This window comes from Catenulispora sp. EB89 (assembly GCF_041261445.1).
Lineage (GTDB): Bacteria > Actinomycetota > Actinomycetes > Streptomycetales > Catenulisporaceae > Catenulispora.
Map to the genome: position 1 here is coordinate 155,516 of NZ_JBGCCU010000012.1, position 20,181 is coordinate 175,696.

6 protein-coding genes are annotated in these 20,181 nt (G+C 73.3%); 5 read left to right on the forward strand and 1 reads right to left on the reverse strand.

Going from position 1 to position 20,181, the window contains the following annotated elements; translation table 11 throughout:
* Window positions 1-280: 280 nt before the first annotated feature.
* Genes ABH920_RS25260 through ABH920_RS25275 form a run of 4 tightly spaced genes read left to right on the forward strand, consistent with a single transcriptional unit; the run spans window position 281 to window position 4,519 of the window.
* Window positions 281-1,417 carry an acyl-CoA dehydrogenase family protein gene (locus ABH920_RS25260; RefSeq protein WP_370351598.1) on the forward strand — a complete coding sequence of 379 codons (1,137 nt, stop codon included), beginning with the start codon at window positions 281-283 and terminating at the stop codon, window positions 1,415-1,417.
* Window positions 1,414-2,904 (forward strand): amino acid adenylation domain-containing protein, encoded by a 1,491-nt coding sequence (locus ABH920_RS25265; RefSeq protein ID WP_370351599.1) that lies wholly within the window; start codon window positions 1,414-1,416, stop codon window positions 2,902-2,904. Before ABH920_RS25260 ends, ABH920_RS25265 begins: the two co-directional genes overlap by 4 nt.
* Window positions 2,905-2,930: 26 nt before the next feature.
* Window positions 2,931-3,173 carry an acyl carrier protein gene (locus ABH920_RS25270; protein ID WP_370351600.1) on the forward strand — a complete coding sequence of 81 codons (243 nt, stop codon included), beginning with the start codon at window positions 2,931-2,933 and terminating at the stop codon, window positions 3,171-3,173.
* Between the two features lie 5 nt (window positions 3,174-3,178).
* Window positions 3,179-4,519, forward strand: a complete 1,341-nt coding sequence (locus ABH920_RS25275) for an NAD(P)/FAD-dependent oxidoreductase (RefSeq protein WP_370351601.1) — start codon at window positions 3,179-3,181, stop codon at window positions 4,517-4,519.
* Window positions 4,520-4,536: 17 nt separating this feature from the next.
* Here the strand turns inward: ABH920_RS25275 and ABH920_RS25280 are convergent, their stop codons facing one another.
* Window positions 4,537-5,250, reverse strand: coding sequence for a 4'-phosphopantetheinyl transferase superfamily protein (locus ABH920_RS25280; protein WP_370351602.1), 714 nt, complete (start codon window positions 5,248-5,250; stop codon window positions 4,537-4,539).
* A 66-nt stretch (window positions 5,251-5,316) separates the two neighbouring features.
* On the opposite strand from ABH920_RS25280, the gene ABH920_RS25285 reads away from it, so the two are divergent.
* On the forward strand, window positions 5,317-20,178 hold the full coding sequence (locus tag ABH920_RS25285; protein ID WP_370351603.1) for an SDR family NAD(P)-dependent oxidoreductase: 14,862 nt from the start codon (window positions 5,317-5,319) through the stop codon (window positions 20,176-20,178).
* Window positions 20,179-20,181 lie beyond the last annotated feature (3 nt).

Sequence of the window (20,181 nt, forward strand, 5' to 3'; positions counted from 1 at the left end):
ACCCCGGCTTCGATCGGGCGGTGGGGTCCGGCCCGTCTCGCGCAGGATACGGCGACGGTGTCCCGGCCGACACCCTTATCCGCCCCCTAGTCGCGGCTCCTTTTCGCATAAGGGTGCGATAAGGGTTGGAGCCGGCCCCCGGGGAATCTAACGTTGCCGAGGTGTCGGGCCGAGAATAATCGAATGTCAGGGCGCTGTCACTTCCGAGTACGACCTTCACCTACCATCACCGAGGCGGGATTGAAATGGAAACGGTCGACTACATATCGGAAAACCTCTGATGGACTTCGAGCCGTCACCGATTCAGCGTGAACGCTGCGCCGAGATCAGCGCCGCCGTCGTCGAGCGCTTCTCCGAGCACGAGACGTCCACCGACCCGGAGCAGGTGCGCCTGGCATGGAAGGACGCGGCGGCCGCCGGCCTCACGGCGCTGTGCGTGTCGCAGGAATACGGCGGGACCGGCCTGGGGGCCCTGGACACCGCGCTGGCCCTGGAGGCGTTCGGCCGTTCCTGCACTGACATGGGCCTGGTGTTCGGGGTGGCGGCACACCTGCTGTCCTGCGCCGTGCCGGTCCAGGACTTCGGCACGGCCGCGACCAGGGACCTGCTGGCCGGTATGGCCTCCGGCGACGTGGTCGCCGGCAACGCCATGACCGAGGACGAGGCCGGCTCGGACATCGGCCGGATCCGCGCCACCGCCACGCGCACCGACGAGGGCTACGTGCTGCACGGCGAGAAGTCCTTCGTCAGCAACGGCCCGATCGCCGACGTCTACGTGACCTACGCGGTCACCGATCCCACCGCCGGCTTCCTCGGCGTCTCGGCGTTCGCCGTCCCGCGCGAGCTCGACGGCGTCGTCGTCGGTGAGCCGCTGCGCAAGATGGGCCTGGAGGGCTGCCTGGCCTCGCGGGTCCGGTTCGACGGCTGCGTCGTGCCGGCCCAGTACCTGCTCGGCTCCGAGGGCAGCGGCGGCGCGATCTTCCAGCACTCCATGGCCTGGGAGCGCGGCGCGCTGTTCGCCGGCTACCTCGGGCAGATGGGGCGGCAGCTCGCCGAGTGCGTCGACCATGTGAACAACCGGCGCCAGTTCGGCCAGAAGATCGCCGGGTTCCAGGCCGTCTCGCACAAGATCGCCCGGATGCGGCAGCGGCTGGAGAGCGCGCGCCTGATGCTCTACCGCGCCTGCTGGCTGCTCGACGAGGGCCGCACCGACGTCGTCGCGATCGCCATGGCGAAGACCGCGGTGTCCGAGGCCGCGATCGCCAACAGCCTGGACGCCATGCAGCTGTTCGGCTCGATGGGCTACCTGGTCGAGACCGGGATCGAGGCGCAGCTGCGGGACAGCCTGCCCACCACCATCTTCTCCGGGACCACGGAGATCCAGATGGAGCTCATCGCGAGGGGGACGGGCCTGTGAGCCTGCACCAGCTCGTCATCGACGCCGCCGCCCGGCGGCCCGACGCGCCGGCGGTGAGCACGCCGTCCGGATCACTCAGCTACGCCGAGCTGGACGCCGCCGCCGACGCGATCGCGGCCCGGCTCGTCCGGCACGGCGTGGGCCGCGGCGACCGGGTCGTGCTGTGGGCGGGCAAGAGCCCGGCGACGGTCGCGGCGATGCAGGCCGTGCTGCGGCTCGGCGCCGCCTACGTGCCGGTGGACGGCAGCAGCCCGCCGGCCCGCGTGGCGACCATCGTCCGGGACTGCGCGGCAGCCGTCGTTCTGACCAACGGCGAGAAGATCTCGCGGCTCTCCGCCGAACTGGGCGAGCAGGTCCGCTATGAGGACCTTGACGGTCCCTACGATCCCGCGCCGGCCGTCAACGCCGACACCGCTCCCGAAGACCTCGCGTACATCCTCTACACGTCGGGATCGACCGGCGTGCCCAAGGGCGTGTGCCTGACCCACGAGAACGCGCGCGCCTTCGTCGACTGGGCCTACGACGTGCTGGCCCCGGAGCCGGACGACCGCTTCGCGAACCACGCGCCGTTCACCTTCGACCTGTCGGTCCTCGACCTGTACGCGGCGTTCCGCGCCGGTGCCTCGGTGCACCTGATTCCGGCGGAGCTGTCGTTCGCCCCGAAGCAGCTCGTGGAGTTCGTCCACGAGCAGCAGATCACCATCTGGTATTCGGTGCCCTCCGCGCTGGCCGTGATGATGCGGCACGGCGGCCTGCTCGAGCGCCCGGCGCCCGACTCGCTGCACACGGTGCTGTTCGCCGGCGAGCCGTTCGCCATCGGGCAGCTGCGCGACCTGGCGGCCTGGACGAACGCCCGGATGATGAACCTCTACGGCCCGACCGAGACCAACGTGTGCACCTACCACGTGGTTCGCAAAGAGGACCTGGGCCGGGACCGGCCGGTGCCGATCGGCGTCGCGGCCTCCGGGGACCGGGTCTGGGTGGTGCGCGACGACGGGATCATCGCGACCGCCGGCGAAGAGGGCGAACTGCTCGTGGACGGCCCCACGGTGATGCCCGGCTACTGGGGCCACCCGCCGCAGCGCGGCCCCTACAGCACCGGCGACATCGTCAAGGTCCTGCTCGACGGCACCCTGGACTACGTCGGGCGCCGCGACCACATGGTCAAGGTCCGCGGCCACCGGGTCGAGCTCGGCGAGATCGAGGCGGTGCTGGAGAACCACCCCGGCGTCGCCGAGGCCGCGGCCGTGACGGTCGGGGAGGGCGTCGACACCCGCCTGGTGGCGTTCGTCGCCGCCCGGCCCGGCGCCGACCTGGGCGTCCTGGCCCTGCGCCAGCACCTGGCCGAGCATCTGCCGCGCTACATGGTCGCCGACGAGGTGCGCTTCCTGTCCCCGCTGCCCAGGAACGGCAACGGCAAGATCGACCGGACCGCGCTGGCGGCGCGCGCCGTCCCCAACCTCCCAACCGAAAGGCCGGTGCGATGACCCTCGACGAGGTCACACCAAGGATCATGAAATTCATCAGCGAGAGCTTCCTGGAGGGCGACCCCAAGGGCGAGCTGACGGAGACCACCCCGCTGCTGGAGTGGGACGTCCTGAACTCGATGAACAGCGCGCTCCTGCTGAACTACCTGCGCGAGGAGCTGCACGTCGACGTCCCGCTGGCCTCGATCAACGCCGCGAACTTCCGGACCGTCGCCGCCATCAGCCTGCTCGTCTCCGGCCTGACGGCCGACTCCGCGGAAGGTGTCTGAGAACCATGAGTGTCGACTACGACGTCGTGATCGTCGGCGGCGGTCCGGCCGGCTCCACCGCCGCGGCCTACCTGGCCAAGGCCGGCCTGTCGGTGGCCGTGTTCGAGGGTGACAACTTCCCGCGGCCGCACGTCGGCGAGTCGCTGGTGCCGGCCACCACCCGGTGCCTGCTGGAGACCGGCGCGATGGAGAAGGTGGAGGCGGCCGGCTTCCCGAAGAAGTACGGCGCCGCCTGGACCGCCGCCACCTCGCCGAACATCAACGCCGACCTGGCCGCCACGCTCACCCACGAGCTCGGCACCGCCGACATCCTGTTCAAGGAGCGCGACCAGCCCGGCACCGACCGGGACTACACGTTCCACGTCGACCGCAGCAAGTTCGACCTGATCCTGCTCAAGCACGCCGAGAGCCTGGGCGCCAAGGTGTTCCAGGGCATCCGGGTGCTGCGCGCGGACTTCGACGACCCGGAGCAGGTCACCGTGACCGCCCGGATGGGCCGCCACGAGGTCGGCGTCACCGCGAAGCTGGTGATCGACGCCTCCGGCCGGCAGACCTTCCTGGGCCGGCAGCTGGGGACCAAGGAGTCGGACCCGGTCTTCGACCAGTACGCGATCCACACCTGGTTCGAGGGCCTGGACCGCAGCGAGGTCGCCAACAGCCCGGAGAAGGTCGACTACATCTACATCCACTTCCTGCCGATCACCGACACCTGGGTGTGGCAGATCCCGATCACCGACACCGTCACCAGCATCGGCGTCGTGACACAGAAGAAGCAGTTCGCCGAGGCGAACCTGGACCGCGAGGCCTTCTTCTGGAAGTTCGTGGAGAGCCGGCCGGACCTGGCCGCGGCGCTGAAGAAGACCAAGCGGGTCACCGACTTCAAGGTCGAGGCCGACTACAGCTACGCGATGAAGGAGATCTGCGGCGACCGGTACGTGCTGATCGGCGACGCCGCACGCTTCGTCGACCCGATCTTCTCCTCCGGGGTGAGCGTCGCGCTGAACAGCGCGCGGCTGGTCACCGACGACATCCTCAAGGCCTTCGCGAACGACGACTTCTCCAAGGCGTCCTTCGCCACCTACGAGAAGACGATCCGCAACGGCGTGCGCAACTGGTACGAGTTCATCTCGGTCTACTACCGGCTGAACATCCTGTTCACCACGTTCGTGGCGGACCCGCGCTACCGGCTGGACGTCATCAAGATGCTGCAGGGCGAGATGTACGACGGCGGCAAGCCCGAGGCGCTGCGCGTCATGCAGGAGACGGTGGCCGCGGTCGAGGCCGACCCGACCCACCTGTGGCACCCGCACCTGGGCAACCTGCGGGTCGCCCCGGTGGACGCGTAGTCCTCCCCAGCGCAGTCCTAGAAACCGTGACCGGCAGCGCCGTCCGAGAAGGGCCCGCCGTGCTCCGCCGGCAGTCCGAGCGTCCGGGTCAGCACCCTGATCCCCGGCGCCCGGACCGCGACGCAGGCGATCACCGCGGGGTCCCGGACGGCGACATCGGACAGCGACCACGCACCGACCTCGCCGAACCCGGCGGGAAGCGAGACCAGGCCACCTCCGGCAGTGGTGACCACCTCGCGCAAATGCGTGGCCAGTCCGGTGCCCAGGGCCTTGGCCACCGCCTCCTTCCGGGTCCAGAAGCGGAGCAGCTGGGCGTCCCTGAGCTCGTCCGGCAGGGCGTCCAGGGCCTGCTGCTCGCTCGCGGACAACGCCGTGCGGGCCAGCGCGTCGCGATCGGGCAGCGGCCGCAGCCGTTCGACGTCGACCCCGACCGGGGCGTCCCGGGACACCGCGGCGGCCACCACGGCCTCGGCGTGGCTCAGGCTCACGTGCAGACCGCCGGGATCCAGGACGAGCGGACGCCCCCGCTCGTCGCGGTCCCAGTGCTGTTGCTCGGGCGGGCATGAGGTGTACGCCCGTACGAGCTCCCGGCCGAACCGGCGCGCGGCGTCCCGGATCTCACGGTGCCGCCGGGCGCGCTCCTCCAGGCCCGGCGACCGGTCCCCGGGCGCCGGGCCGGCCGCCACCCAGACGGCCACCTGGCCAGACCCCGAGGGGTGCGGCTCACCCATCGGTCACCCTCCCGGTATCCCGACGCCGACGTGCGGACGTTCACTGCAGAGCGAGGAACAGCTCCGATGGTAGAACCACTGACGATGAACCCGGCCGACGACGCGATCGCCGTCGTCGGCCTCGGCTGCCGGTTCCCCGGCGGCGTCCGCTCCCTGGACGACTTCGGCGCGGCGCTCACCGCCGGGACCGGCGTCTTCCGCGGCGTCCCCGCGACCCGCTGGGACAGCGGGCCGGACGGCAGTCTCGGCGGCTTCCTCGACGAGATCGACCGCTTCGACGCCTCCTACTTCGGCATCGCGCCGCGCGAGGCGGGCGCGATGGACCCGCAGCAGCGGCTGATGCTGGAGGTCGCCTGGGAGGCGATGAGCGACTCCGGACGCCCCGCCGACGCCTGGCGCGGCACCCGCACCGCGGCGTTCTTCGGCGTCTTCTCCCACGACTACCTGACCCTGCACACCAAGACGCTCGGTCTCGGCGGTGTCGGGCCGCACTACGGCAGCGGCAACGAGTTCAGCTTCGTCGCCGGCCGCCTGGCCTACACCTTCGACCTGCGCGGCCCGATGGCCTCGCTGACCACGGCGTGCTCGTCCTCGCTGCTGGCCGTGCACCTGGCGAGCCAGAGCCTGCGCAGCGGCGAGAGCGACGTCGCGCTGGCCGGCGGCGTCAGCCTGATGCTGACCCCCGAGCTGACCGCCTTCATGAACCAGATCGGCGCGATCTCGCCGACCGGCCGCTGCCGCCCCTTCGCCGCCGACGCCGACGGCATCCTGCGCGGCGACGGCTGCGGCGTGCTGGTGCTCAAGCGGCTCTCGGACGCGCTGGCCGACCAGGACCGGGTCTACGCCGTGCTGCGCGCCTCGGCGGCCAACCACGACGGCCGCAGCCTCGGCATCACCGCGCCCAACGGCGCCGCGCAGGCCGAGCTGCTGCGCACCACCCTCGGTGCCGCCGGGCTCGGCGCGTCGGACCTGGACTACGTCGAGGCGCACGGCACCGGGACCCCGCTCGGCGACCAGGTCGAGCTGATGGCGCTGGACGAGGTCTACGGCCGGCCGCGCGACGCGGACCGGCCGGCGCTGTATGTCGGCTCCAACAAGGCAGTGTTCGGACACACCGACGCCGCGGCGGGCATCGCCGGGCTTCTCAAGGGCCTGTACGTCATCAACGCGCGCCAGGTGCCCGCGCAGCCCGATCCCGGCCGGCTCACCTCGGCGGTGGCCTGGAACCGGGGCCGGATGGCGGTGCCGATCGCGCCGGTGAGCCTCGACGGTCTGGACCGGCCGGTCCGCATAGCGGTGAGTTCTTCGGGGCTCAGTGGGACGAACGTGCACATTATCGCCGAAGGGTTCGCGGCCGCGGAGGTCGAGCCTGGCGGTGCCCGGTCGGCCGGCCCCTACGTACTGCTGGCGTCGGCGTTCCACGAGGCGGGGCTGACCGAGCAGGTCGCCGGGATGGGGACCAGGGCGGCGGCGGACGAGGACGGGCTCGACGATCTCCTCGCCTCGGCCGCCACCCGGCGCACCCACGAGCGGCACCGATTCGCTGCCGTGGTCACCGAACCGCAGGAACTCAGCGCGGTGCTCGGCGAGATCGAGGAGGCGCCGGACGGCGTCTACGTCGGCGAGGTCGATCCCGACGACGCGCCGGAGACGGTGTTCGTCTACTCCGGCCAGGGCTCGCAGTGGGCCGGCATGGCCGCGGACCTGTATGAGACCTCGCCGGTGGTGCGAGACGTCCTCGACGAGTGCGACGCCCTGATCCGCCGGGACGTGTCGTGGTCGCTGCTGGACGTGCTGCGCACCTCGGACGGCAGGCTCGAACTCACCGACATCGTCCAGCCCGCGCTGCTCGCGGTGCAGACCGCGGTGACCGGCTGGCTGGCCGAGTCCGGGGTCCGGCCGGTCGCCGTGGTCGGACACAGCGTCGGGGAGATCGCCGCCGCGCACGCCGCCGGCGCGCTGTCCCGCGCCGACGCCGTCCGGCTCGCGGTTCGACGTGGTCTGATTCTTCAGGAGACGGCGGGCCGTGGCGCCATGCTCGCGGTCCGCGCCGACCGCGCCATGGCCGAGGCACTGATCGCCGAGGCCGGTCTGCCGGTGGTGGTCGCCGCCGTGAACGGGCCCGGTGCGGTGGTGCTCAGCGGCCCCGTGAAGGACGTCGAAGCGGCTGCGGCGGTGTTCGAACACCGGGGTCTGCGCTGCAAGGCGCTGGCCGGCGGCTACGGGTTCCACAGCCCGGTGGTCGCCGAATGCGGTCCGCGGCTGCGCCAGGCTCTGGCCGAGCTGACCGCGCTCACGCCTACGGTGCCGATGGTCTCCAGCGTGCTGCCCGACGAGTCGGACGTCCGCTTCGACGCCGCGTACTGGGAGCGGAACCTCACCGACCCCGTGCTGCTGTGGCCGGCCGTGGACCGGCTGCTCGCCGGGGGAGACCGGGCGTTCCTCGAGATCGGCCCGCACCCGACCCTGATCCGTCAGCTCGCTGACGCCGGCCGGCTGCGCGAGCGGCGCGGGCCGGCGGTGGCGACGCTGCGCCGCGGCGAGCCCGGAGAGCTCTCGCTGCGCAAGACCCTCGCGCAGCTGCACGTCGCCGGCGTCGGGGTGGACTGGACGGCGATCACCGGCCGGCCGGGCCGGTACCGGACCCTGCCGGTGCCCTCCTGGGGCGGCGACTCGTACTGGCTGCCGGGGGTCGACCTCGGCGACCAGGGACGCGACCCGGCGACCGGCCAGACCGGAGCGATCGGGACGGCCGCAGCGGCCTCCGCGCCGGTCCGGCTGAGCCTGGTCGACAGCGACGGCCACGTCGTCGGCGAGGTGCTGGCGCACCCCGCGGCCGGCGTGGCGCCCGACGACGGCGGTGCGCGGGCAACCCCCACGCTTACGCCCGCGCCCGCCGTCGTCCCGGCTTCGGCCGCCGCCCCGAAGGCCGGCGCGAAGTCCGACCGCGGTGTGACGCAGCGCGTCGAGGCGCATGTCGTGGCGGTCCTCGGGCTGCCGGCCGGGCAGCACCTGCCCCGCCGCCGAGGCCTGTTCGACCAGGGCCTCGACTCGCTGACCGCGGTCGAGCTGCGGGACCGGCTGGCCGCCGAGTTCGGCATGGAACTGCCCTCGACGATCGTCTTCGAGAAGCCGACCATCGAGGCGCTGAGCGCGTACTTCGCTGAGGCGGGCGCGCGCGATCAGACTGGTGTCTCGTCGGTGGCGTCCGGCGAGGCACCCGAGGAGTCCGACGACGCTGTCGCGATCATCGGCATGGCGTGCCGGCTGCCCGGGGCGGACTCGCCCGAGCAGTTCTGGTCGCTGCTGGCCGAGGGCCGCAACGCGGTCCGCGACCTGCCCACGAGCCGCCGGGCCGACCCGATCTGGGCCGAGGCCGGCGCCGGCGTCCCGACCCGCGGCGGCTACCTCGACGAGATCGAGGGCTTCGACGCCGACTTCTTCCGGGTCTCGCCGCGCGAGGCCAAGGCGCTCGACCCGCAGCACCGCCTGCTGCTCGAAGTCGCCTGGGAAGCGCTGCAGGACGGCGGCCAGAGCGCGGCGCGTCTGGAAGGCCAGGCCGCGGGCGTCTACTTCGGCCTCAACACCGCCGACTACCAACAGCTCCTGACCCGGGATATGGCCGAGGTCAACCACTTCTTCGGGACCGGCACGACCTTCGCCGCGGCCGTCGGGCACCTGTCGTACTTCCTGGGACTGACCGGCCCCTCCATCGCCGTCGACACCGCGTGCTCCTCCTCGCTGACCGCCGTCCACCTGGCCTGCCAGGGACTGCGGCAGGGGGACTGCGGCATCGCGATCGTCGGCGGGGCCAACGTCATCGTCGCGCCGACGGTGTCGGTCTCGATGTCCGCGGCCGGTGCGCTGGCCCCCGACGGTCGGTGCAAGACCTTTGACGCCGCGGCCGACGGCTACGGCCGCGGCGAGGGCGCGGCGGCGCTGATCCTGAAGCCGCTGAGCGCGGCGAAGCGGGACGGCGACCGCGTCTACGCGGTGATCCGCGGGACCGCCGTCAACCAGGACGGCGCCAGCGGCGGCATGACCGTCCCCAACGCCTCCGCGCAGGTCGACGTCATCAAGCAGGCGGTCGCGACCGCGGGCTGGGCCCCGCGCGACGTCGACTACGTCGAGGCGCACGGCACCGGCACGCCGCTCGGCGACCCGATCGAGGTCCGCGCCCTCGCCGAGGCCCTGGGTCCGGGCCGCGCCGCGGACGAGGCCGTGCTGATCGGCGCCGCCAAGGCCAACATCGGCCACCTGGAGGCCGCGGCCGGCGTCACCGGCCTGCTCAAGGTGGTCCTCGCCCTGCACCACGGCGAGCTGCCGCCGCACCTGATGAGCAGCCCGTCGAAGGAGATCGACTGGGACCGTCTCCCGGTCTCGGTGGTGACCGAGCTGCGGCCCTGGCCCCGGCGCGACCACCCGCGCCGGGCCGGGGTGAGCTCGTTCGGGTTCAGCGGCAGCAACGCGCACGTGGTGGTCGAGCAGGCGCCGGAGGTCGAGCCGGAGCACGAGACGAGCGGCGCGCCGCGTCGGGCCCCATATGTTCTGATGGTGACGGCGGGCTCTGAGCCCGCGCTGCGGCAGGCGGCCGGACGGTTGGCCGCGCGGCTGCGTGCGACGCCGGACGAGCTGGACGACATCGTCTACACCAGCGCCTACCGCCGCACGTGGCTGGGGCATCGCCTCGCGGTCACCGGCACCGATGCCGCCGGCATCGTGGCCACGCTGGAGGCCGCGGCGCGTGGGCAGGCCACGCCGGCTGGCTGGATGGCGACGGTCGCCGAGGGCGTCGAGAACACCGTCGGGTTCCGATTCGGCAACGAGCCGCCGTCCGCTGAGGCGCGAGCGCGCCTCGCGGAGCTGCCGGAGTATGCCAGTGCACTGAATGCTGTTGTGGCTCGCGCTACTGAGCTGACCGCCGAGCCGCCGACCGGTGCGGTGGATCTGCTCTGCCACCAGGTCGCGGCCACCAAGGTGTGGGCCGCGGTCGGGCTCGTCCCGGACACCGCGGTCGGCGAGGGCTCCGGTCGGATCGCCGCCGCCTGGGCCGCCGGAGTGCTGGAGCTGGATGAGGCTCTGCGGCTGGCTGCCGAAGGCGGTGCTGTCGACAGCTGGGACAGCGAGGCTGATGTCTTCGTGGACGTCCTGCCTCAGGATGCTGATGAGGTTGCCGCCGTCGCAGCGGAGCTCTTCGCCTCCGGTGCCGTCCCCGCCCCGGCCCCCGGCTCGCGCCGGCCCGTCAGCCTGCCCGCCTACCCGTGGCAGCGCCGCCGGTTCTGGTACCGCGAGTTCGCCGACACCTCCGGCCTGCCGGACGTCCCCTGGGTCCTGTCCGCCGCCAGCGCCACCGGCCTGCGCGCACGAGCTGCGGCCCTGCGGGACCACGCGGCCCGCGAGACGGACCTCAACCCGCAGAAGGTGGGATCCGCCCTCGCCGTGCTGCCGGGCTGGGCTGAACACCGGGCCGTCGTACTGGCCAAGGAGTCGGCGGGCTTCGGCGACGGGCTGACTGCGCTCACGGACGGCAAGAGCACCGCGAACCTGATTCAGGGCACTGTCACCGACGCCGCGGAGATCGTTCTGGTCTTCCCGGGCCAAGGTGCCCAGTGGCCCGGGATGGCCACCGAACTCATGGCCGCCGAGCCCGCCTTCGCCGAGCAGATGCGCGCGTGCGACCAGGCCCTGGCGGAGTTCACCGACTGGTCGCTCGCCGACGTGATCGCCGGCGCGCCGGGAGCGGCGTCGCTGGACCGGGTCGACGTCGTACAGCCCACGCTGTTCGCGATGATGGTCTCGCTGGCAGAGCTCTGGCGCTCGCGCGGGGTCGTCCCCTCGGCCGTGGTCGGCCACTCGCAGGGCGAGATCGCCGCCGCCTACATCGCCGGCGCGCTGTCGCTGCGGGACGCGGCGCGTGTCGTGGCCCTGCGCAGCGCCGAGCTGACCCGGCTGTCTGGGCAGGGCGGCATGGCCTCCATCGCCCTGGACGCCGAAGCGGTCACCCGCCTGCTGGAACCCTTCACCGGCCGGGTGTCGGTCGCCGCGATCAACGGTCCGAGCAGTGTCGTGGTGGCCGGCGATGTCGCGGCCCTGGACGAGCTGGCAGCGATCTGCGACGCGGACGGAGTCCGCTTCCGGCGCGTCGAGGTGGACTACGCCTCGCACTCGCCGCATGTCGAACAGATCCGGGAACGGCTCGCACACGTCCTGGCCGGGATCACGCCGCGCCGCTCGACGACGCCGTTCTACTCCTCGGCGACCGGCGGCCTGCTGGACACCGCCGAACTCGGTCCGGAGTACTGGTACCGCAGCCTCCGCGAGCGCGTGCGCTTCCAGGACGCGGTGAGCGCGCTGCTGGCCGACGGCCACGACCTGTTCATCGAGGCGAGCCCGCACCCGGTGCTCACCCCGGCCGTCGAGGAGACGATCGAGCAACTCGGCAGCGACGCCAGAGCGCTGGGCACGCTGCGCCGCAACGACGGCGGCCCCGGACGGCTCCTGACCTCCCTGGCCGAGGCCTACACCCGGGGCGCCGACGTGGACTGGCAGCCGGCGTTCGCGCCGGACACCGCCGAGGCCACCGCGATCCCGGACATCGCAGGCCACGAACTCGACGCCTGGCGGTACCGCATCGCCTGGCGGCCCGCCGACGGATTCACAGACGGGTTCGCAGACGGTCACGCCGCCGCCGAGCCGGCCGGAACCTGGCTGATCGTGGCCCCCGACAACGGCCCCGGGGCCGAGGCCGCGCAGCATGTGTGCGCCGCTCTGGCCGCCCGGACCGCGACCGCGAAGCTGATCACGCTCGACCCGACGCGCGAGGACCGCGACGGCATCGCCGCCTTGCTGCGGAACGAGGCGGCCACCGAGGCCGCCGGAGTGCTCTCGCTGCTGGCGATGGACGAGCGTCCGCATCACGAGTTCCCGGACGCCCCGGCCGGCACGTCCGGCACCCTGGCCCTGATCCAGGCCCTCGGCTACCTCGAAGCCGACATCCCGCTGTGGCTGGCTACCACCGGCGCCGTGGCCGTGCACGACGGCGACCTGGCCTCGCCGACGCAGGCCCAGGTCTGGGGCCTGGGCCGAGTGGTCGGCCTGGAAACCCCGCAGCGCTGGGGCGGCCTGATCGACCTGCCGGCCGAGCTCGGCCCCGACGCGCTCGACCGGCTGTGCACGGTGCTCGGCGGCGCGCTCGGCGACGAGGACCAGGCGGCGATCCGGGACGGCGACGTGCACGTGCGCCGACTGGTCCGCGACCCGGTGGCCGACGTCCCGGCCGCGCGCACCTGGCAGCCCGGCGGCAGCGTCCTGATCACCGGTGGCACCGGACGCCTGGGCCGCCGGCTGGCCCGCTGGCTGGCCGCGAGCGGTGCGGAACACGTCATCCTCACCGGCCGCCGCGGTGCCGACGCGCCGGGCGCGGCCGAGCTGGAGGCCGAATTCATCGAGTCCGGGGCGTCGGTGACGTTCGTAGCCTGCGACGTGGCCGACCGCGCCGCGATGGCAGACGTCCTGTGGGCGGCGCGCGCCGCCGGCCGGCCGGTGCGCACCGTCGTCCACACGGCCGTGGTCTCCGAGCGCGGCCCGCTGACGACGGCCACGACCGCCGAGCTCGCCAACGCGCTGCACGCCAAGGTGCACGGCGCTCAGGTCCTCGACGACCTGCTCGGCCCGGACGCCGAAGACACCGTGGACGCCTTCGTCCTGTACTCGTCCGTCGCAGGCGTCTGGGGTGCTTCCGACCACGGCGTCTTCGCCGCCGCCGACGCGCACCTGGAGGCGCTGGCCCTCCAGCGCCGTGGCCGCGGCCTGGCCGCGACCTCCGTCGCCTGGGGCGTCTGGAACCCGTTCGGGGAAGCCGACGACGACCCGGAGCTGCTGGCGATGCTCGCCGGCCAGGCGCAGCGCCAGGGCCTGCCGCTGCTCGCCCCCGAGCAGGCGCTGCGCGCTCTGCGGCAGGTGCTGGACCGCGACGAGACCTCCGTCGTGATCTCCGACGTGGAGTGGGACCGGTTCGCCTCGCTGTTCACCTCGACCCGGCCGCGGCCGCTGCTCGACGAGATCCCGGAAGCCCGGGGCGGAGCCGGGGCGGGCGACGGCGTCGACGGCGCGACCGCCCTGGGCCGGCTGCTGTCCGGAGTGACCGAATCAGAACGCGAATGGGCGGTCCTGGACGTCGTCCGGACCGAAGCCGCAGCCGTCCTGGGCTACGACCGCGCCTCCGACGTGGACCCCGACCGGCCGTTCACCGACATGGGCTCGGACTCCGTGACCGCGGTCGAGTTCCGCACCCGGCTGAACGCGGCCACCGGCATGCACCTGCCGGCGTCCATCGCCTTCGACTACCCCACCGCCACCGCCGTCGCCGAGCACCTGCTGGAGCTGGTCCTCGGCGAGCTGGCCGGGCCGGCTGCCGATGCCGGCGACGGCGGCGTCGGATTCGTCGCCGATGACGGCGAGCCGATCGCGATCGTCGGCATGGCCTGCCGCTACCCCGGCGGCGTGGAGTCGCCGGACGAGCTGTGGCGGCTGCTCGTCGAGGGCCGCGACGCCATCGGCGGCCTGCCGGAGAACCGGGACTGGGACCTGGCCGAGCTGTTCGACGCCGATCCCGACCGCTCGGGGACCGCCTACGTCCGCGAGGGCGGATTCCTGGGGGACATAGCCGATTTCGACGCACAGTTCTTCGCCATCTCCCCGCGTGAGGCGCTGGCCATGGACCCCCGGCAGCGGCTGCTGCTGGAGACCTGCTGGGAGCTGTTCGAGCACGCCGGAATCTCCGCGCCGAGCCTGAAGGGCAGCCGCACCGGCGTCTACATCGGCGGCAACCCCACGGACTACGCCTCGGCCGCGATCCAGGTCCCGGACTGGGCCGAGGGCTACGCCGCGACCGGCACCACCGGCAGCGTGATGTCCGGACGGCTGTCCTACGTGTTCGGGCTGGAAGGCCCGGCCCTGACCCTCGACGCCGCCTGTTCCTCCTCCCTGGTCGCGCTGCACCTGGCCGCCCAGGCGCTGCGCTCCGGCGAGTGCACGATGGCCGTGGCCGGCGGCGCGGCGGTGATGGCCAGCCCCAAGGAGCTGACCGAGTTCAGCCGCCTCGGCGCGCTGGCGCCGGACGGACGCTGCAAGGCGTTCGCCGACGCCGCCGACGGTATGGCGCTCGCCGAGGGCGTCGGGCTGTTCCTCGTCGAGCGGCTGTCCGACGCGCGCCGTAATGGCCACCAGGTGCACGCGGTGATCCGCGGCTCCGCGGTCAACCAGGACGGCGCCTCGAACGGACTGACCGCGCCGAACGGCCCGTCGCAGCGCCGCGTCATCCAGGCCGCGCTGGCGCGCGCCGGCGTCACCGCGTCCGAGGTGGACGTGGTGGAGGCGCACGGCACCGGCACCTCGCTCGGCGACCCGATCGAGGCGCAGGCGCTGCTGGAGACCTACGGCCAGGGCCGGGAGGCGAACCGGCCGGTGCTGCTGGGGTCGATCAAGTCGAACATCGGCCACACCCAGGCCGCCGCGGGCGCGGCGGGCGTGATGAAGCTCGTGCTCTCGATGCGGCACGGCCTGGTGCCCGCGACCCTGCACGTGGACGCGCCGAGCGCCCACGTCGACTGGTCCTCGGGCGCGGTGCGGCTGGCGGTCGAGCAGCAGCAGTGGCCTGAGACCGGCCGTCCGCGCCGGGCCGCCGTGTCCGCGTTCGGGATGAGCGGCACCAACACCCACGTCATCCTCGAACAGGCGCCGGCGCTGGAGGAGGAGCCGGTGCGAGCCCCCGAAGCTCCGACCGCGCCGATTCCTTGGCCGATCTCGGCGGCCACCTCCGAATCGCTCCGCCGGCAGGCCGTGAAGCTGCGGCGGCTGATCGCCGACGAGACTGCGGACTCGGCACCGTCGCCGCGCGACATCGGCTGGAGCCTGGCCTCCAGCCGGGCCGCGCTCCAGCACCGCGCGGTCGTCCTCGGGGCCGACCGGGACGACTACGAAGGCCTGCTGACCGCGCTGGCCGACGGCGAGCCGGACGCGGCACTGGTCAGCGGCACCGCGCGGAACAAGCCGCGCATCGCCTTCGTCTTCCCCGGGCAGGGCAGTCAGTGGTCTGGCATGGCCGCCGAACTGCTCGACGCCAGCCCGGAGTTCGCCGAGTCGATCCGCGAATGCGAGCAGGCCCTCGCGCCGTACACCGACTGGTCGCTGACCGACGTGCTCCGCCGGGTCGACGGTGCGCCCGGCTTCGAGCGGGTCGACGTGGTGCAGCCGGCGCTGTTCGCGGTGATGGTCTCGCTGGCCCGGCTGTGGCAGCACTACGGGGTGAGCCCGGCGGCGGTCGTCGGCCACTCGCAGGGCGAGATCGCGGCCGCTCACGTGGCCGGCGCGCTGTCCCTGGAGGACGCCGCCAGGATCGTGGCCCTGCGGGCGCAGGCGATCACCCGACTGACCGGTTCGGCCGGCATGGCGTCGCTGCACGCTGACGAACAGCAGACGACCGCGCTCCTGACCCCGTGGCGCGAGCGCGTCACGATCGCGACCGTCAACAGCCCGACGCAGGTCGTCGTCGCCGGCGACACCGCCGCGCTGGACGAGCTGACCGACGAGTGCGAGCGGCGCGGCGTCCGGATCCGGCGCATCGAGGTCAGCTACGCCTCGCACTCGCCGCAGGTCGAGCCGATGCACGAGGACCTGCTCAAGCAGCTGGCCGGCATCACGCCGCAGCGCTCGCGGATCCCCTTCTACTCCGCGGTGACCGGGGAGCCGATCGACACCACGGCGCTCGACGCCGAGTACTGGTTCCGCAACCTGCGCGAGCCCGTGCTGTTCACGCACGCCACCCGCAAGCTGCTCGACAACGGCTTCACCACGTTCATCGAGGCGAGCCCGCACTCCGTGCTGACCTCCGCGGTGACCGAGACCGCCATGGCGGTCGAGGGCCTGGCCGAGCCGCTGACGGTGGGCTCGCTGCGCCGCGACGACGGCGGCCTGGCCCGGTTCGTCGCCTCGCTCGCTCAGGCCTGGGTGAACGGCGTGGATCTGGACTGGGCCAAGTTGATCCCCAATGGTGAGCGGGTCCCGCTGCCCACGTACGCCTTCGACCGGCAGCGATTCTGGCGGGGCCAGGCGCCCACCGCCGCCGATCCGGCGGCGCTCGGCGTGCAGGCCTCGACCCATCCGCTGCTCGGTGCGGCGGTGGAGCTCGCCGACAGCGACAGCCTGGTGCTCACCGGACGGCTGTCCGCGGGCACCCGGCCCTGGCTGGCCGACCACGGCGTCACCGGGGCGCGGCTGCTGCCCGCGACCGGTTTCGCCGAGCTGGCCCTGCGGGCCGGCAGCCAGGCGCAGCACCCTCGCGTCGAGGAGCTGACATTGGAGGCGCCGCTTTTCCTGAGCGACGCCGAGGCGGTGAGCATCCAGCTGATCGTCGGGCCGCCGAGCGATCCGGGACGCCGTCCGCTGGCCGTCTACACCCGGCCCGAAGCCGGGGACGGCGAGCTCAGCGCGCCCGGCAGCTGGACCCGGCACGCCTCGGCGGTCCTGACCGCCGACAGCCTGCCCGCCCCGGCCCGCACGACCGAATGGCCCCCGGCCGGCGCCGAGCCGGTGTTGCAGGACCCTGACGCCTTCTACACCAAGGCCGAGACCGAGGGCGGCTACGTCTACGGGCCCTCGTTCCGCGGACTGCGCCAGGCCTGGCAGCACGGCGACGACGTCTACGCCGAGGTGTCGCTGCCCGCCGGGGTGCGCGACGAGGCGGACCGGTACGGCGTGCACCCGGCGCTGCTCGACGCGGCGTTCCAGGCGATGATGCTCGCCCCGGCCATGGGACAGGCCGAGGGCGCTAGCAAGATGATCCGGCTGCCGTTCAGCCTGACCGGGGTGTCGCTGTTCGCCCCCGGCGCGCGGGATCTGCGGGCGCGGATCTCGCCGGTTGGCCCGGACACCGTGACCATCACCGCGACGGACGAGAACGGCGACCCGGTCCTGGTGATCGAGCGGCTGGTGAGCCGGCAGGTGCCGGCTGAGAAGCTGGCGCCGGCCGCCGCCCCGGCGGACCGGTCGCTGTTCGAACTGGACTGGATCGCGCCGCCGGCGCGGCCCACGGGCCAGGTCGCCACGGATTGGGCGCTGCTCGGCGCCGGCAGGTATCGCGCCGACCTGGCCGGCGCGGATCCGGCTGACCCGGACTTGCTCGGTGCGGACCTGGCTGGTGCGGGCGTGCATGGTGCTGACTTGCTCGGTGCTGATCCGTTCGGTCTGGTCGCCGGATTGGCGGAGGCCGGGATCTCCCCGCAGAGCTATCCCGATCTCAGTGCTCTGTTGGCCGCAGGCCGGCCGTGCCCGAGCATCGTCGTGCTGCCCGTCAGCTCGGCCGCCGACGCGGTCCTGCCCGACTCGGCCTTCGCCACGACCGCCGGTGTCCTGCGTGACGTCCAGGCCTGGCTCGCCGACGACCGCACCGCGGACTCCCGCCTGGTCGTCGTCACCGGCGACGCGGTCGCGGCCGCACCCGGCGACGGCGCCCCGGACCTGACCACCGCTCCGGTCTGGGGCCTGCTCCGCTCGGCGCAGACCGAGAACCCGGGCCGGATCGTCCTGGCCGACCTCGACGGCCCCGACGCCGTCGCCCCGCTGGTGCAGGCGCTGGCCGGCGACGAGCCGCAGCTCGCGATCCGGCGCGGCGTCGCCCTGATCCCGCGGCTGGCGCCGCTGGCCGCCTCGCGGCACGCGCTGACCGCGCCGCCCGGAGGCCGCTGGCGGCTGGAGCCGGACCCGTCCGGGGTGCTCGACGCCATGGCGCTCAAGCCGTTCCCGGCCGACCCCGAGCCGCTGGCTTCCGGCCAGGTCAGGGTGCGGATGCGCGCGGTCGGCATCGGCTTCCGCGACGTCATGGTGGCGCTCGGGATGGCCCCGGGCGGCGGCGACTTCATCGGCGGCGAGGGCGCGGGCGTCGTCCAGGCGGTCGGTCCCGACGTCGTCGGGATGAAGCCCGGCGACCCGGTCCTGGGCATGATCCCGGCGGCGTTCGCCACCGAGGCGGTGACCGACTACCGCTGGCTCGCCCCGATGCCCGGGAGCTGGTCCTTCGAGCAGGCCGCCGCGATCCCCTCGGCGTTCCTTACCGCCTACTACGCCCTCGTCGAGACCGCCGCGCTGAGCGCCGGACAACGGGTCCTGATCCATGCCGGGACCGGCGGCGTCGGCATGGCGGCTGTCCAGATCGCCCGCCACCTCGGTGCCGAAGTCTTCGCCACGGCCGGCCCGGCCAAGCAGTACGTGCTCCGGGAGCTGGGCCTGGACGACGACCACATCGCGTCCTCGCGCGACGCGGCGTTCGCCGACCAGATGCTCGAAGCCACCGACGGCGCGGGCGTGGACGTGGTCCTCAACTCGCTGGTCGGCGAGCTCGTCGACGCCTCGCTGCGGCTGCTGCCCAAGGGCGGGCGGTTCATCGAGCTGGGCAAGACCGATGTGCGCAGCCCGGAGGACGTCGCCCAGGACTATCCCGGCGTGCTGTACGAGCAGATCGACCTGGTGCGTGACACCACCCCGGCGGTGATGCGCTCGCTGCTCGACGACGTCGTCCCGCTGCTGGAGCAGGGCACGCTGTCCGAACTGCCGGTCCGCGACTGGGACGTCCGCGAAGCCCCCGAGGCCTTCCGCTACATGGCCCAGGCCCGGCACGTGGGCAAGCTGGTCCTGACGATCCCGCCGACCCCCGACCCCGAGGGCACGGTGCTGATCACCGGAGGCACCGGAACCCTCGGCGGCCTGGTCGCCAAGCACCTGGCCGGTCCGTGGGGGATGCGCAACATCGTCCTGGCGAGCCGCCGGGGTGCCGCGGCCGAGGGTGTCGCGGAGCTGACCGCGGAGCTCACCGAGCTCGGTGCGGACGTGCACGTCGCAGAGTGCGACGTCGCCGACCGCGCGGCCGTGGCCGGCCTGCTGGCCGACATCCCGGCCGAGCATCCGCTCACCGCGGTGGTCCACCTCGCGGGTGTCCTGGACGACGTGGTCTTCACCGCGCTCACCGAGGACCGGCTGGCCCGGGTGCTGCGTCCCAAGGTCGACGCCGCCGCGCATCTCCACGAGCTGACCGGCGACCTGCCGCTGGGCATGTTCGTCACCTTCTCCTCGGCGGCCGGCGTGATTGGCAACCCGGGGCAGGCCAACTACTCGGCCGCCAACGTCTTCCTCGACTCGCTCGCCGCTGCACGGCGCGACCGAGGGCAGGCCGGCACGTCGGTCGCCTGGGGTCTGTGGGCGCCGGACAGCGGGATGACCGGCAAGCTGGACGAGCAGGACCGGGAGCGGCTGGCCCGGGCCGGGGCGCAGGCCATGTCCGTGCCCGAGGCGCTGGCCATGCTCGACGAGGCGATCGAGTCCGGGCTGCCGATGGTGGTCGGCGCGCACATCGACCGGGGCGCGCTGCGCGCCCAGGCCGAGGCCGGCACGCTCCCGGCGGTGCTGAGCCGGCTGGTGCCGCGCGGCGGGCGTCAGAGCACTGAGACGAGTTCGGACCAGGCCGCCGGCGGGCTCACCGAACTGCTCGCCGGGCTGGCCCCGGCCGAGCGCCGCCAGGCGCTGGTGAACCTGGTCCGCAAGCACGCCGCGGCGGTGCTCGGGCACGGCTCGGTGGCCGCCGTCGACGCCGAACGCGGCTTCCTGGACGTCGGCTTCGACTCCCTGACCGCCGTCGAGCTGCGCAACCGGCTCGCCGCCGCGACCGGCCTGCGGCTGCCCGCGACGCTCATCTTCGACTGCCCGACCCCGACCGCGCTGGCCCAGCGCCTGGGCGAGCTGTCCGGCCCGGCCGACGAGGCGCTGGACGCCGCCGACGACGCCGGCGAGGACCAGCAGAGCCATGAAGACGAGATCGACGCCGTGGACGACATGGATCTCGGCGAACTCATCCGCGCCGTTCACAGCACCGAGGAGTAAAGG